At 65.9% G+C, this 14194-nt stretch carries 9 protein-coding genes and 3 pseudogenes; 9 read left to right on the top strand and 3 right to left on the bottom strand.

Going from position 1 to position 14194, the window contains the following annotated elements; all coding sequences use genetic code 11:
• Positions 1–26: 26 nt before the first annotated feature.
• From ACFYSH_RS28385 to ACFYSH_RS28365, 5 genes and pseudogenes are all read left to right on the top strand, one after another.
• Positions 27–1213, top strand: a pseudogene (locus tag ACFYSH_RS28385) (dihydrofolate reductase family protein).
• 310 nt (positions 1214–1523) lie between these two features.
• Positions 1524–2297, top strand: coding sequence for a hypothetical protein (locus ACFYSH_RS28380; protein WP_359468924.1), 774 nt, complete (start codon positions 1524–1526; stop codon positions 2295–2297).
• On the top strand, positions 2294–3421 hold the full coding sequence (locus ACFYSH_RS28375) for a PD-(D/E)XK nuclease family protein (RefSeq protein WP_359468927.1): 1128 nt from the start codon (positions 2294–2296) through the stop codon (positions 3419–3421). The genes ACFYSH_RS28380 and ACFYSH_RS28375 overlap by 4 nt, the downstream gene beginning before the upstream one ends.
• A gap of 209 nt (positions 3422–3630) precedes the next feature.
• Entirely contained in the window at positions 3631–4119 is a 489-nt protein-coding gene (locus ACFYSH_RS28370) for a hypothetical protein (RefSeq protein WP_359468930.1), read from the top strand.
• A 35-nt stretch (positions 4120–4154) separates the two neighbouring features.
• Entirely contained in the window at positions 4155–5216 is a 1062-nt protein-coding gene (locus ACFYSH_RS28365; RefSeq protein WP_359468932.1) for a serine/threonine-protein kinase, read from the top strand.
• An 870-nt stretch (positions 5217–6086) separates the two neighbouring features.
• Here ACFYSH_RS28365 and ACFYSH_RS28360 read toward each other — a convergent pair.
• Positions 6087–6257, bottom strand: a complete 171-nt coding sequence (locus ACFYSH_RS28360) for a helix-turn-helix domain-containing protein (protein WP_329325169.1) — start codon at positions 6255–6257, stop codon at positions 6087–6089.
• 481 nt (positions 6258–6738) lie between these two features.
• Here ACFYSH_RS28360 and ACFYSH_RS28355 point away from each other — a divergent pair, with 481 nt between their 5' ends.
• The gene (locus tag ACFYSH_RS28355; protein ID WP_388756230.1) at positions 6739–8013 is read left to right on the top strand and encodes a tyrosine-type recombinase/integrase; all 1275 of its coding nucleotides are present in this window, start codon (positions 6739–6741) and stop codon (positions 8011–8013) included.
• Between the two features lie 451 nt (positions 8014–8464).
• On the opposite strand, the pseudogene ACFYSH_RS28350 reads toward ACFYSH_RS28355, so the two are convergent.
• Positions 8465–9220: pseudogene (locus ACFYSH_RS28350) on the bottom strand (transposase); the annotation flags it as partial.
• A 139-nt stretch (positions 9221–9359) separates the two neighbouring features.
• Positions 9360–9872, bottom strand: a complete 513-nt coding sequence (locus ACFYSH_RS28345; RefSeq protein WP_359468940.1) for a universal stress protein — start codon at positions 9870–9872, stop codon at positions 9360–9362.
• 290 nt (positions 9873–10162) lie between these two features.
• On the opposite strand from ACFYSH_RS28345, the pseudogene ACFYSH_RS28340 reads away from it, so the two are divergent.
• The 3 genes and pseudogenes from ACFYSH_RS28340 to ACFYSH_RS28330 form a co-directional block, all read left to right on the top strand.
• A pseudogene (locus ACFYSH_RS28340) lies at positions 10163–12558 on the top strand (DUF4118 domain-containing protein); the annotation flags it as partial.
• Between the two features lie 232 nt (positions 12559–12790).
• The gene (locus ACFYSH_RS28335; protein ID WP_359468943.1) at positions 12791–12940 is read left to right on the top strand and encodes a hypothetical protein; all 150 of its coding nucleotides are present in this window, start codon (positions 12791–12793) and stop codon (positions 12938–12940) included.
• A 239-nt stretch (positions 12941–13179) separates the two neighbouring features.
• Complete coding sequence (locus ACFYSH_RS28330) at positions 13180–14190, top strand: ferric reductase-like transmembrane domain-containing protein (protein WP_359468945.1); 1011 nt, start codon at positions 13180–13182, stop codon at positions 14188–14190.
• The last annotated feature ends 4 nt before the right edge of the window (positions 14191–14194 follow it).

Below are 14194 nucleotides of genomic sequence, written 5' to 3'. Positions count from 1 at the left end.
ACCCGCGCACACCGCCTGGAGATACCGTGCCCCGCCCGTACGTCCTGTTGTCCGCAGCTGTATCGATCGACGGTCACCTCGACACCCGCCCGGGCGAGGACCGGCTCCTGCTCTCCAACAAGGAGGACTTCGAACGCGTCGACTCCGTACGAGCCAGTGTCGACGCGATCCTTGTCGGCGCCGGCACACTCCGCGCCGACAACCCCCGCCTCCTCGTCAACTCGGCGGAACGCAGGGCGTCCCGAGTCGCCGCCGGTGAGCCCGAGTACCCGCTGAAGGTCACCATCACAGGAACGGGCGACCTCGACCCCAGCTGGAAGTTCTGGCACCACGGCGGAGACAAGCTCGTCCTCGCCGTGGGCCACGAGGCCACCACGAAAGCCCGCGCCAACCTCGGTGACCTGGCTACCGTCCAAAGCGTCCCCGAGGAGGCCGTATGGCCGGCCGCGCTCGACATCCTCGGCGACGAGTACGCCGTCAAGCGGCTCATGGTCGAAGGGGGCGGCACAGTTCACACACAGCTCCTCGAAGCCGCTCTTGCCGACGAACTCCAACTCGTCATCGCCCCTCTCCTGGTCGGCCAGTTCGATGCGGTAAGGATGCTCGGCCCCGCGAGCTACCCTGGCGGCCCGGCCGCCCGCCTCCGGCTCCTGGAGATCCGCCAGATCGGTGACGTGGTACTCCTGAGGTACGCCCCCAAGGACACCTCCACGGAGCCTCGATGAGCAACACCTCTTCAGCCGGCGCCCCCGGCACCGGCCGCGAGCCCAACACCGCAGACCGGAACTGGCTCACCCTCGCCTGTGAGCTGGCCGCCCTCTGCCCGCCTTCGGAAACCGCCTTCAGCGTGGGGGCCGTCGTCGTCGCGGCCGACGGGACCGAACTCGCCCGCGGCTACTCCCGCGAGAACGATCCCCACGACCATGCCGAGGAAGGGGCCCTCGCCAAGCTCCCCGCCGAGGATGCCCGGCTCGCCACCGCCACGATCTACAGCTCCCTGGAGCCCTGCGCCAGACGGGCATCCCGACCTCGCCCCTGCGCCCAACTCATCCGCGACATGGGCCTCCGCCGCGTTGTCACCGCGTGGAGCGAACCCGATACGTTCGTCGTCGGCGCCGATGGCACCGAAACCCTCAAGGACGCCGGCGTCACTGTCGTCGCCCTGCCTGAGTACGCGAACGCCGCGCAGGCACCCAACCTGCACCTGCTCTGAACCTCGGTCTCTCAGGTACTTCTCAGAAACTTCGGTCCTGCCGGAGGCGCTTTTCGTCGCCTGACCTCGCGCTTTCGCAAGTGGGCCTGTACGGGCCTTGATCAAATAAGTGGAGAGTGCCGCTGAACTGCAACGATAGGACTTGCCGAGGGTCCTGTCAGCTGCGAGGAAGAAGCACTCGCTAACTGATCCGCACCGACTCCGGCGGCAGCATCCACGCCTGATGGGCAAAAGCCGCACCCCACACGCACAGCGTCCCCGTCAGCGAACTGATGGGAACTCATGAACGATTGAGGCTAACCTCCGTTCCATGCAGTTCATCCTCGATGGCGAATCCTTCGAGCTGACGCCCACGCTTGTTCGTAGGCGTCTCGCTGGTCACGTACCCGAGGAGATCCGCGAGTACTGGGTCGAAGTAGATGGTGTGCGTTGGCCGGTCAAGCAGGTCATCTTCCTTGCGACAGGTGCCAAGCGCAGCAGGTTTCAGTCGCAGGCCTCTCGGCGGTGGCTGCAGAATCTCGGGTTCTTGATCAGTGCCGGATCCTTGGCTACCGAGAGCGGCTCAGTCCCGCGGCTGACCGGAGCATCGCGTCGTGGGGCTTTTGACGAGTCCCAGCTCAAGGAACTGGAGGCGCTCGACGTCCGCGTTGCGTTCTCGTGGCTGAGCGCCGGCCCGATCGCTCTGGACGAAGCCGGCCTGCCCAGGTTTCCTGGACTCCCGCGAGCGCCAGGGCTCTACCGCTACGATTTCGGTGTGGACGATGACGGCATCCGCGTGCTCTACATCGGGGAGTCCGTGGAGCTGGCCAGGCGAGCCAGCAACTACCGCAACGCCAAGACGGATCGCTCTAGTCAGCGCACCAGCCGCCGCATCCAGAAGGAGATCGTCGGTCACTTGGAGTCCGGTGGTTCGATTGCATTCGCCATCGCGACGTCAGTCCGCTGGGGTGACGATGTCGAGCTGGACCTGCGGCTCAAGTCCGCCCGTCGCCTTGCCGAGAACGCTGCGGTGCTCCTCGCGCAGTCGCAGTCCGGGATCCGCGTGCTCAACATCGACGCGGAGCTGGGAGAGGCCAGCGAGTGAGCAGCCTTCCGGACCTTCGCTTCCTGCTCTCGATCAACAGCGAGAACGCGTGGAGCGATCTGCTCGCCACCCTCATGAATGCCGACCAGGCGATCACCCGCTTCGTCCTCGGCATCGACGCTGTTGGCCCGCTCCAGATCCGTCGGGAGGTCTCGAAGTCGCGAGGCCGGAAGGCATCGGATCGCCCCGACCTGGTGGTGGAGGCGGACGGTCAGGTTGTCGCTGTCGTCGAAGTGAACCTGCTTGCCGGCCTCGGAATTGAACAGTTGGAGCGGTACTACAGATACGTCGCCGAGGAGGACCGAGACGACTGCCGGTTCGTGGCGGTCTCGCTTCAGCGCATCCGCCTCAACACAGCCCATGCCCAGGACTGGCAGAACCTCACTTGGGAGAAGCTCATCGCTCCCTTCGCCTCGTCCTCGGTGCCATGGGTCGCGACGACCGCCACAGCCTGGACGAGCCACATCGAGTCCCAGGTGCCGGAGGTGGATGGCGACACCGTCTGGAATCAGATCGACGGTATCGACCTGTACCTTGCCCTCCGGCTTCGTGCTTCCTATATGTACGACAACGTCGCCTTGCCTGGCGGCTCATCGAAGTCCATCCGGGAGATCGGCTCCGGTGGCCTGTACGTCGCGATCGTGGACGCCCCGATTCCGGGTAGCGGTTACACCGTCCGTTGGGACGCCACCGAGAGTTCGCCGACTCAGGAGGTTGGCAAGCTCGTCGACAGCAGCGGGCTTCGTGGGGTCGACTTCCGCTTCTTCCTCGTGCAGCAGCAGGTCACCTCCTCCAAGGCCTACGACTGGGATCACCTGGCGCTGCTCTGGCAGGAGTACCTCACCCAAGAGGACTGGATTCCGTGGAGACCCCATCCGCCGCGCAAGACGTTGCAGTGGGAGAAGGATGGCGTGGCTCGACTCAAGGCGCTCGGAGCTCCAGCGTTCCTCGGCGCTGGCTACGGCGAGAAGCAGGCCAAGCTCAGCGGTGAAGTCGAGTTCGGCGCCCGCTTCGTGCTGCCGCCCTCAACCACACTCAAGGAAGCCACCGAGGTGTTCAGAAGGGTGGCTGTGATCGGGTCCCGGATGGCACAGCACGCGACTCAGCCGCAAGGGAGACTGTGATCGCATTGATCGACGGAGAATCTGACAGCGGCGATGCAGGGGTGGACGGATAGGTGTTCGGGCTTGTTCCCGTCGGAATTGACGGCGGGGGCCGGAGCTCACCGCTTGCCAGGCCCGGACTCCGCCTTGTACGCGGCTGAACTACCAGTTCCTGCCGCAATGCCGCACCTTCCCCGCGACCTCCCTGTCCCGTCAGAAAGTAGTGGTACGTGAAAGTCCTCGGCATAGCCATCGCCGCCGGCGCTCTCCAGTACGGCGCTCTCCAGTACGGCCCCACCACGTCCCTGATCCCCGGTGCCCCCGAGCGCCTCGTCAAGGCAAACGGGCTGACGGGCACCGACCTTGTCGCGGACACCTACCGCCGCATCAAGCAGGACATGCACGGAATGTCGCCCAGCCTGGTGATCCTTGTGGCCACCCGCAAGCACGCGCAGTGGCCCTACCGGCCGGCCGCCGACCGTGCGTCCCTGGAAACCTTGGTCCACCTCGCCTGCCACGAGGAAGGTATCCGGTGCGAGGAGTGGAAGACCGACAAGATCGGCAAGCTCCTCGATGTGCCGCCCAAGGCGATCGACAGTTTCGAGCTGGAACAACTGGGCCTCACCACTCGGCCGGTGTACTGGACCCAGGGCCGAGGCGACGCCTTCGCCGCAGCTCTGGCGGCACTGTATGAGTCAACGGCACAGACCGACCGGTAACCCGGGAACCATCCCGACCGACGGAGAGCGCACCAATGACCGAGCAGAAGCGACGCCTGAATCTGGACTATGAGTGCCTGCATAGCATGCCGACCGGTGTCCACGAGGTGCACGTCTGGTGGGACGGCAACCTGCAGAACTGGCTTGTCGGTAAGTGCGTTGACCTCACCGAGTTCCAGGATGACGAGGACCTGATCGAGCCGCAGCTTATGGAGAGGATCAAACACAACAACATTGTCCCGGTGCGGGCAGTGGCCTCAGTTCCCGGCTTCCCGCGTCCAATGCGCGTGGTCGAGATCCTCATGCCGTACTACGAGGCGGGAAGCATCACTGACGCGCTGGAGGCTGGCAAAACCTTCACGCCCAGGAAGTCCCTCAAGATCATCCAAGCTGCGCTCCACGGGCTGCGGGAGATGCACGAGCAGCACGGGATCCTGCACCGCGACATCAAGAGCCCCAACCTGTTCCTGACCGGCGACGCCGATCTTGTCAAGATCGGTGATCTCGGAGTGGCGGGACGAATGGACGCCGCCAGATCCACGCCACCTGTAAAGGTTGCCCACCTGTACGCACCGCCGGAGCTCATGATCGGACCGCGGGTCACCCCTGCGTCGGACCTCTACTCCCTCGGCGTGGTGCTGGTAGAGCTACTGGCTGGACAGTTCGACTACGCCGCCTACAGCAGCACCGTCGTCGTCGATGCGCTCCAGGAAGGCCGCCCGCCGCTGCGGGCCGAGGACCGCAACCTGCCCGTCTGGGCCTGTCGGCGCCTACGCCAGCTGGTGGCCAAGGCCACCCACCCGGATCCGGCTCGGCGATTCACGACAGCTCGCGACATGAGTACGGCACTGGCCGCGATCAAGGTAGCCGATTGGCAGGAAGCTGAACCCAACGTCTGGCAGACGCCTCACCTGCAGAAGGACGAGACCTGGAGGGTTACTGCGGCTCCCGCCCGTGCGGGTGGGCTCCAACTGACTCTCTGGCGTCGTAGAAAGGCTCCATGGCGACGCGTCGGTGACTCTGAGGTGGTTGTCTCACTTCAGGACGGCAAGGCGCTTAGCTACTTTGACCAAGCGAACAACCGGGCGGTCAACTGATCGACTGCGCAAGTCACGACGTCGGAATCGGAGCAGCTGATCGGGACCACCGATTTGGATTCTTCGACCGCCCGCGGCATAGCGGTGAACCGTGCCATGCGGCCGGTCCCGGCTGCTTCGAGGGCCCCACAGCGAGCGAGCTCCCACACCTCGCTGCGCACTCGACGTGCATCGGCAGTTCCGCGAGCGATCATTGGAGCCAGTAGCGGTCGCCATTCCTCGAGGCCGGCCTGAACGGAGCAGGCCCAAAGTTGTTCGACGAGTACTTCCGCTGCCCAAGCATGCCTGGGCAGTGACTTTCCCGGTAGGCGGGAGATGCACAGAGTCAGCAATGCCCCCTGCGGGCTCATCGTCTCCATGGCACCTCCTCAAATCACGCCCCTGCAGGTGAGGTCTCTGCAGTCTCCTAGGATCCCAGCGTGCCCGACCCTGGGAAGGCGTGCAAGGGTGCTCAGACCTTGAATCGAACGCCAGATCTAATTTTGAGTCGCGAAGGCGCCCAGGGATCACCGTTAGTGTCGGGGTGCCGGCGAGCTTGCCATCCCGGCTTTGGGTGGGTCGCGCAACCAGCAGAAGTGGGCCGTACTGCAGCGCAACGTCTCGCTGACCTCACGCAGGAGCATCTCGAGACTCCGTCGTCGTCGAGGACCTTCGGGTCATTGCGGGCCGCTTCCCCGTTTCAGCCGCACATGCGTCTTCCTTGAAGGTAGAGCTGGAGCCGGCCGCCAGGGTCGCGGAGCGGGATCGAGCGTCACCCGCCCTCTGCCGACAGAACACCTAGCCCGGCTTGTCAGTGCCGCAGCGGGGTCGGCGTGTACGCCGGGTTCTGTCGCCCGACCAAGGACAAGGGCACCAGCTCATCTTGGCCGATCAGGTCGCGCGATCCACCGCCCGAGCTTCCAGCCACGCCTCTACCTCCGGCCAGCGGTAGCGCAAATAGCGGCCAACCTTGTGGGCTCGTGGCCCCTGCTGTCGGTGATTCCATACGTAGACCGTGTTCAGAGGTACGCCCAGGAAGTCGGCCAGCTCCTCCGCGCTCATCAAGGGACAACGGCCCCCCGCGCCACCAGCGGCTTCTTCCGCACGGGCAGTGGTTCGACGCATAGGTACTCCAGAACGGTTCGAAGCGGGCAGGAAAGAACAATGTGAGCGGCATTCCGCTGCGGTGATGCACGGAACATTCTCATTAAATTCCGGCCGGACCAAACAGAGAGCGTTTCAACGAAATGCCTACGACTCTCGCGAACTCTCGAAGAGCAAAAAAGAATCTTCGCCGAGGGTTCGGCGAGCCCTCGTCGAGCCCTCAGCGACCGTTCGTCTAGGTGAAATCTTCCCTACCAATCTGCACCCTTTGTCGCGAAGATCCCAGGAATACGTTTGACATCTCAGGCTTACCTGGATCAACATCCAATTCACTCAGGGCGCGATGAACGAACACACGGTCTCGCAGTCGACGATGGCCCTGATTGAAGAGAGTCCACAAATAGACTCAAAGGGCCGTTGGAAACTAGGAGTTGAGTCGATGCCGTACGACCGCTGGCACAAGTCGCGCCCGAAAGACGGGGAGTCAACCTGCAAGGAACACTGCAAAGTCCCAACGCGGGATCACGGGACGGGGAAGCGGTGGCAGGCCCGATGGCGCAACCGGGAAGACGTCCAGCAGACGGAGCTGTTCCGCACAGAGGTCGAAGCCCGCAGGCACGAGACCAAGATGCGGTCCGGAGTGGACGACGGCTCGTACATCAACCCTCGTGCCGGTGAGGTCAGGGTCGGCGAACTCGCCCTTACATGGCTAAAGGGGCACGAACACAAGAATCCACGGACTTACCGACGCCACAAGGAGCGGATTCTCCTGCACGTCGTTCCTACCGCAGTTGGGAAGATGCGCGTAAAGGACGTGAACGCCTCATCTTTGCTGGACTGGCTGCACGACCGTCGCAGGCTGCTCGAAAATTCCACGCTGCGCCTGGTCTTCGACAACCTTCGGGCTGTCTTTGACCTGGCCGTGGACGACAGCCTGATACACAAAAATCCGTGCCTCGCCAAATCGGTGCAGGACGCCAAGCCGAAGCGAGGAGGTGGCGGCCGGGCAGAGCTGACCCTGACATGGGAGGACACCGAGAAGATCCGTGTCGAACTTCCTGACCGCTATAAAGCACTCGTCGACTGCGGTCGCGGCCTGGGTCTTCGGCAAGGAGAGATATTCGGCCTGTCACCAGAAGATATCGACTGGGCGCATCCGGACGGCGCCATGGTGCACGTGCAACGGCAAGTAGTCCACGACGGCTCGTTCCTCGTATACGCCCTCCCCAAGGGCGGAGACGACGAGGACCCGAAGGACCGGTGGGTCGAGCTGACCGACGACGTGGCCATCCCCCTGCGCGAGCACATGCAGAAGTACCCGCCGGTCGAGGTGACCCGACCTTGGGGCAGCAAAGGCGGCGACCCGGTCACGGTGCGGCTGATCTTCTACACCCGAGAGAAGACCGCCATTCAGTCGAATTGGTTCAACTCCTACCGCTGGAAGCCCGCCCTGGCATCGGCCGGCCTCATCAAGCCCCTTGAGCCCGACGCGAAGGGACGACGCTGGGAGAAGTCCCGCGACGTGATGATGCACGCGCTCCGACACTTGTACGCGTCGATGATGATCAGCGGCGGTGTAGACGTGTACACGCTCGCGGACCGACTCGGACACGCCGATCCCGCGTTCACCCTGCGTAAATACGTGCACCGGGTCGTGGGAGCCGGTTCCAAGGTCCGCATCGCGGTCCGGAGCGCCTACACCAGGGCCGCGTGACTCCTGCTCCGTGCGGCTTGTGCAACAACCGTGCAAGATGATCTTCAAAAGGGGTCATTTGCGCAGGTCAGAAGCTTTGTCTATGAGTTCCGGGACATCTGAAAGCCGTCAAGATTGAAGCCGCTACACCCGTCCTGACCTGCACGTATGCGAGCCAGGACGGGATTCGGCTTCGCCTGTGGGACTTCTCTGGGACTTTTGGGCCGTGCCGGGAGACTGTCGGTCTCAGGGACTGAGGGACGGATTGCCCGGCACTACACGTGATGGGTTATCGAAAAGATGTCGGCCTGGGCGAGGCACAGAAAGGCCCAGGTCAGGGCCGGATTATCGGCTTCAGTGCCGGCTTCGGGCGCCCAGAGCGTCAAATGAGCGTCGTGACCAACAGCCCGTCCCTCCTGCTGACATCGCCGCCACGTTGGGGTGCTGTCGAAGGGACGGCGAATCGGTTGCCGGTGAGTTCGGCGACCCAGGCCCCGTCCCGGGTCTCACCGTTGGCCTCGACGCCGGGGTTCAGGCCGAGGCGGGAACCCTCAGCACGCGCTCATGGATCGCTTCGATGACCGTCATGCCGACCGAGTTGGACAGCCATCGTCCTCGCCGCGCGAGCCAGGACACGAAGTCGTGGATGCCACCCGCAGAGTCGGTGCGGATCAGGGTCTGGCGCCCCCGCCTGTAGCGCTGGGGCAGTTGGGCCAGGACGAGTTGGGCGGTGCCGATGTGGTCGGCTGCGGTGTTGGAGCCCGCGTTTCCTGGCCCGTAGGAGGGCGGCGACGGGCTCTCCGGTACCGCCCGGTCCGGTCGACGAAGGCCGTCAGCGGGGGATGGCCGTAGGTCTTCTTCCAGTTCGCGGCCGCGTCCTCCTTGTCGGAGTGCGCGACACGAGGACGCCGTCGAGGTCAACCGTGACCTGTCCCTTGGTTTCCGGGGCGTTCTCGCCGGCCAACGACCAGACGACGCTGCGGATTTCGGACCGTGCGGACCGGATGGCCCGCAGGGCCTTCTCGCCGGAGGCGGCGAGGGTGTCGATCAGGTGGGAGGCGGTCGGGTTGGAGGCGACCGGGCCGAAGACGGCGGGCTCGGCCCGCAGCATCGCGACGTCCGCGAGGCAGTCTCCGCCGAGTGCGACCGCCAGGGCGCCGTCCAGGAGGGTCTTGCCAGGATCGTGGACGGCCCGCGGCTTCCGCCACGACGGCTGAGCGGCAGATATCGCCGCCGCCCTACGTCACGCCGCCCGCAACTGCCACCGGCCCCTGACCGCCCTCGGCCTCACCGGATGAACCCGGACAGATCATGATCTTGCAAAGGGCCCTGCTCCTGGCCCACGCACGCGAGCCATCGTGGGCCCCTCATCGCCCTGGTTCCCTCGTCATGTACGGCACGGACCACGTCCTGCGCCGTACTGCGGCGAGTTCGGCTTCGAGCGGGTTCGGGGGAACGGCGAGCACGGGGCACGGTGCGTATGCCAGGCAATGCCTGGCCACCGGCGCCCGTAGTCCGGGGAGCCACCTGCCGCGCGTGCCTGTGCCGACGACCAAGAGGTCGTCGGACGAGCGAACAGCATCGACGAGAACCGCCCCGGGGTCGCCACGCACGGTGCGCCCGACCAGTGTGACTCCCGGCCTTCCGGCGGCGAACGCCGTGTCCAAAACCGTGCGCAGGTCTTCCACCGCCGCTTCCCTGTACTCCCTCAGCACGGCGGTGCCGTTCGTGATACGGCTGCCCAGCCCTCCGCCGGGCAGCTGCCAGGCCAGGACCGCATGCAGTTCCGCGTTCCGCTCCTGGGCTTCGGCGGTGGCCCGGTGGAGGGCCGTGAGGCTCCCCAGGGAACCGCTCACACCGACCACAATTCTCCGCTGCACCGCACGTCCTCCTGGTCGCCCTTTCCCGGACTTCCATTGAATGGCGGTCCGAGAACTCCGGGCGTCAGTGATCCGTATGAACCGGACGACAGGCGTCAAGGTCGCGTCAGGTGAGCAAGCACTGAAACCGGGGGCGGGCATAGCTTCGACGTCACGCGTCGGCAACAGCTACCCGCGGATCCTTCGGAGGAACCTATGTGCCTCTTCCAGTACGACGCCGACCCCGACCCCGAAGAACAGGCCCCGGCCGGGCTGCTCCACGTACCCGTCCGGCCTGGAGCAGCGGGGCCGGGCTGGAGCTCGTGGCACGCAGGGAAGTGGAACACCGGGGCTCGGTGTTCACCGAGATGGACGTCGACGCCGTGCTGGCGCGTGCCCCGGCGGTGGCCCTGGTGGACGAACTGGCCCACACCAATGTGCCCGGCTCCCGCAACGCAAAGCGCTGGCAGGACGTCGAGGAGCTCCTCAAGGCAGGAATCGACGTCGTATCGACGGTCAACATCCAGCACCTGGAGTCGCTGGGCGACGTCGTGGAGTCCATCACCGGCGTCCGCCAGCGCGAAACCGTCCCCGACGAAGTGGTGCGCCGGGCCGACCAGATCGAGCTGGTCGACATGTCGCCCCAGGCGCTGCGCCGACGGATGGCGCACGGCAACATCTACAAGCCGGACAAGATGGATGCCGCCCTGTCCAACTACTTCCGCCCCGGCAATCTCACCGCCCTGCGCGAGTTGGCCCTGCTCTGGGTGGCGGACCGGGTCGACGAATACCTTCAGCAGTACCGGGGCGAGCACGACATACGCACTACCTGGCAGGCCCGCGAGCGCATCGTCGTGGGATTGACCGGCGGGCCCGAAGGACGCACTCTCATCCGCCGTGCCGCCCGTCTCGCCGAGAAAGGTGCCGGCGGTGAGGTCTTGGCCGTCTACATCGCCGCGAGCGACGGGCTCAAGACCGTGTCGCCCAAGGAGCTGGCCGTACAGCGCGCCCTGGTCGAGGATCTCGGCGGCACCTTCCACCACGTCATCGGCGACGACGTACCCTCGGCCCTCCTCGAACTCGCCCGTGGGATCAACGCCACCCAGATCGTCCTCGGCTTCAGCCGCCGCAAAGCCTGGCAGTACGTACTCGGGCCCGGCGTCAGCGGCACCGTCGCCCGGGAATCCGGTCCGGACCTGGACGTCCACATCGTCACCCACGACGCGGCAGCCAAGGGACGTGGCCTGCCGATCGCCCGCAGCGCGCGGCTGGGGCGGGCCCGGATCATCTGGGGATGGCTGGCCGGCGTCGCAGGGCCCGCCCTCCTCACCCTGCTGCTCAGCAGCGTCGTTCCCGACCTCGGGCTCGCCAACGACATGCTGCTGTTCCTCACCGCCACCGTCGCCGCTGCCCTGCTGGGCGGCATGCTGCCGGCCCTCGCGTCAGCGGCGTTCGGCTCGCTGCTGCTGAACTACTTCTTCACACCGCCGTTGCACCAGCTGACGATCTCCGACCCCAAGAACATCGTCGCCATCGTGATCTTCATCGGGGTGGCCGTATCCGTCGCCTCGGTCGTCGACCTGGCGGCTCGCCGCACCCACCAGGCGGCGCGGCTGCGCGCGGAGTCGGAGATCCTCTCCTTCCTGGCCGGCAGTATCCTGCGGGGCGAGAATTCCCTGGACGCACTGTTGGAACGGCTCCGTGAGACCTTCGTCATGGAGTCCGTCGCGCTCCTGGAGCGGGCGAGCGACGTCGATCCCTGGTCCTGTGCGGCGTCTGTCGGTGTCCACCCGGTCGGCCGCCCTGAAGATGCCGACGTCGACATACCTGTGGGGGAGAATCTGGCCCTCGTCCTTGCCGGCCGGGCACTGCCCGCCGGGGACCGCCGGGTCCTCGGCGCCTTCGCCGCCCAGGCGGTCGTGGCACTGGACCGGCAACGTCTGGTCAGCCAGGCCGAGGAGGCGCGCAAGCTCGCCGAGAGCGACCGCTTCCGCACCGCGCTGCTCGCCGCCGTCAGCCACGACCTCCGGACCCCACTGGCCGGCATCAAGGCGTCCGTCCCCCCTCCCTGCGCGCCGACGACGTCGACTGGTCCGAGACCGACCGTGAGTTCCTGCTCGAAGGCATCGAGGAAGGCGCCGACCGGCTGGCCGCGCTGATAGGCAACCTGCTGGACATGTCCCGCCTCAACACGGGCACCGTCGTATCTTTGATCCGGGAAACGGATCTGGACGAAGTCGTCCCGACGGCACTGGGCGGTGTTCCTGAGGGCAGCGTCGAACTGGACATTCCGGAGACCTTGCCGATGGTCGCCGTGGATCGCGGCCTGTTGGAACGCGTTGTGGCCAACATCGTCGAGAATGCGGTCAAGTACAGCCCCCAGGGCAGGCCCGTCCTCGTCTCGGCCAGCGGTCTGCGCGACCGGGTGGAACTACGCGTCGTCGACCGTGGTCCGGGCGTCCCGGATGCCGCGAAGGGGCAGATATTCGAACCCTTCCAGCGTCTCGGTGATGCCCCCCGAGGTGCCGGAGTCGGCCTCGGCCTCGCGGTCGCACGCGGCTTCACCGAAGCGATCCACGCCACGCTCAGCGCCGAGGACACTCCCGGCGGCGGACTCACGATGGTCCTTTCGCTTCCCACCGCCCCCACCGGCCTACTGCTTGATCCCGCCATCCGGGGCACCCCTCCGCGGATACCAGGCTGGTAGCCAAGGGTGGAGAAGTAGTCGACACCGGTCAGGCACATCACCCGCCATCACCGTTGCCCTTTGTGGCCGGCATCAGGGGATGGCGCCACTGGCCGGGACGGTTTGCCCATGCCCGCGCGGAATGGGCCGCCGCACACCGGCGACCCCGGCCAAGCGGCTCAGTTGACCTCTGGGTCGACGTCGGTGTCGGTGTCAGTGCCCACGGAGTAGTGGGTTTCGGGGCCCACGGGCCGTGGCGACCCTCCGCAACCTCGCCATCGGCGTGCTGAAAACCCTCGGAGCCGACAACATCGCCAAGACCATCCGGGCGATCCGCGACGGACCCAGGCGGGCACTCCCCATCCTGGGCATCACCAACGGTCCGGACACCTACGGAACTTGATCAGGCCTGGGATCGCTCTCTTCCGTGGCGGGAAAATCGTCGTTACTCTCATCGCGGGGAGAGTGGTACAGACCAACGTTGCCGCAGGTTGTTCACCATCGGTGTCCCGTGGCAAGCCGTACGGAAACCGGAGTTGAGTGATGGCGAAGTCCTCGGTATCGGTGCCGCCTTCGTCGCGTCAGGCGAGAGAACGTGCTCGTTTCGACTGGTCTGCTCTACGCACCGATCTGCGAGGAGCGGTGCCCGACGCCTCGCTGGCCCTGATGGTCACCCTGCTCATCTATTGGCTGCTCTACGTCCGCGCGGAGAACGGGACGTCGGCGACCGTCAAGCTCATGCCGGACATGGCGAACGCCGGCGAGTTCTGGATGTACTGGATGTGCCAGGCGTTCGGCTGGTCGGCGATGTTGTGGGCCTACGGGACCGTGATATTCGGGCTGTTGCGTTCAGGGCCGAGACCCCGCTGGGGCTGGCTGCCAGCCGCGCGGCTGGAGAAATGGCACCGCACCACGAGCCTGACCACCATCGGCTTGATGTTCATGCACGCGTTCTTCTTCTTCACCGACCAGATCCGGACCAACCAGGACCAGTGGTCGCTCGGACGCAGTGTCTGGACCGCGTTCGTCGATGTCTTCGTACCTGGTGGATACGCCACCGGCACCGGCCGCGTCGCCATTCTGGTGGGCCTGCTGGCGATGTATCTGGCCGTCCCGCTGGGCCTCGCCTTCTACCTGCGGCACCGGACCGGCTCGCGCACGTGGCTGGCCCTGCACCGCTTCGTCATCGTCGTCTACATCCTCAGCGCATGGCACACCCTGCTCTACAGCAGCCAGGCGTGGTTCGACGGCCCCTTCCGCACCATGGTGTGGGCCTTGCAGATCCCGATCGCCGTCCTGCTCCTGGTCCGTCTGATGGCACCGGCCCGCCCGGGCGAACGCCTGCGGCTGCGCGGCCCCCGGCGTCGCGACGTCGCCCTGCCGATCAGCGCTCGGCTGCTCGGCAGGATCGTGGTGGTGACCACGATCCTGGGACTCGTCGCGGTCATCGTCACCGGCGTGGACGGCGGCCGGTCACCCAAGGACGGCGCTCTCGTTCCGTGGCCCCACAAGTGGGTGATCTGGACGGGCCTATTGCTGTTCACTCTGGCCGTCGTCGCCGTGGTTCTCAGGCTCCGGCCCCGAGCCGCCGGCACGGCAAAGCCCGCGACCACCGTGGAGGAGCGCGCGACCGACGCGGCTGACCGGGTCTGAGGCA

The organism is Streptomyces sp. NPDC005791 (assembly GCF_042871485.1).
Taxonomy (GTDB): Bacteria; Actinomycetota; Actinomycetes; order Streptomycetales; family Streptomycetaceae; genus Streptomyces.
The sequence above is the reverse complement of the archived record's forward strand: the minus strand, read 5'-3'. Positions and strand labels throughout refer to the sequence as shown.

Bases quoted from the DNA above. Each gene is read 5' to 3' on its own strand.
- ACFYSH_RS28365 (WP_359468932.1), top strand. From the start codon at position 4,155: ATGACCGAGCAGAAGCGACGCCTGAATCTGGACTATGAGTGCCTGCAT.
- ACFYSH_RS28380 (WP_359468924.1), top strand. From the start codon at position 1,524: ATGCAGTTCATCCTCGATGGCGAATCCTTCGAGCTGACGCCCACGCTT.
- ACFYSH_RS28360 (WP_329325169.1), bottom strand. From the start codon at position 6,257: ATGAGCGCGGAGGAGCTGGCCGACTTCCTGGGCGTACCTCTGAACACG.
- ACFYSH_RS28355 (WP_388756230.1), top strand. From the start codon at position 6,739: ATGCCGTACGACCGCTGGCACAAGTCGCGCCCGAAAGACGGGGAGTCA.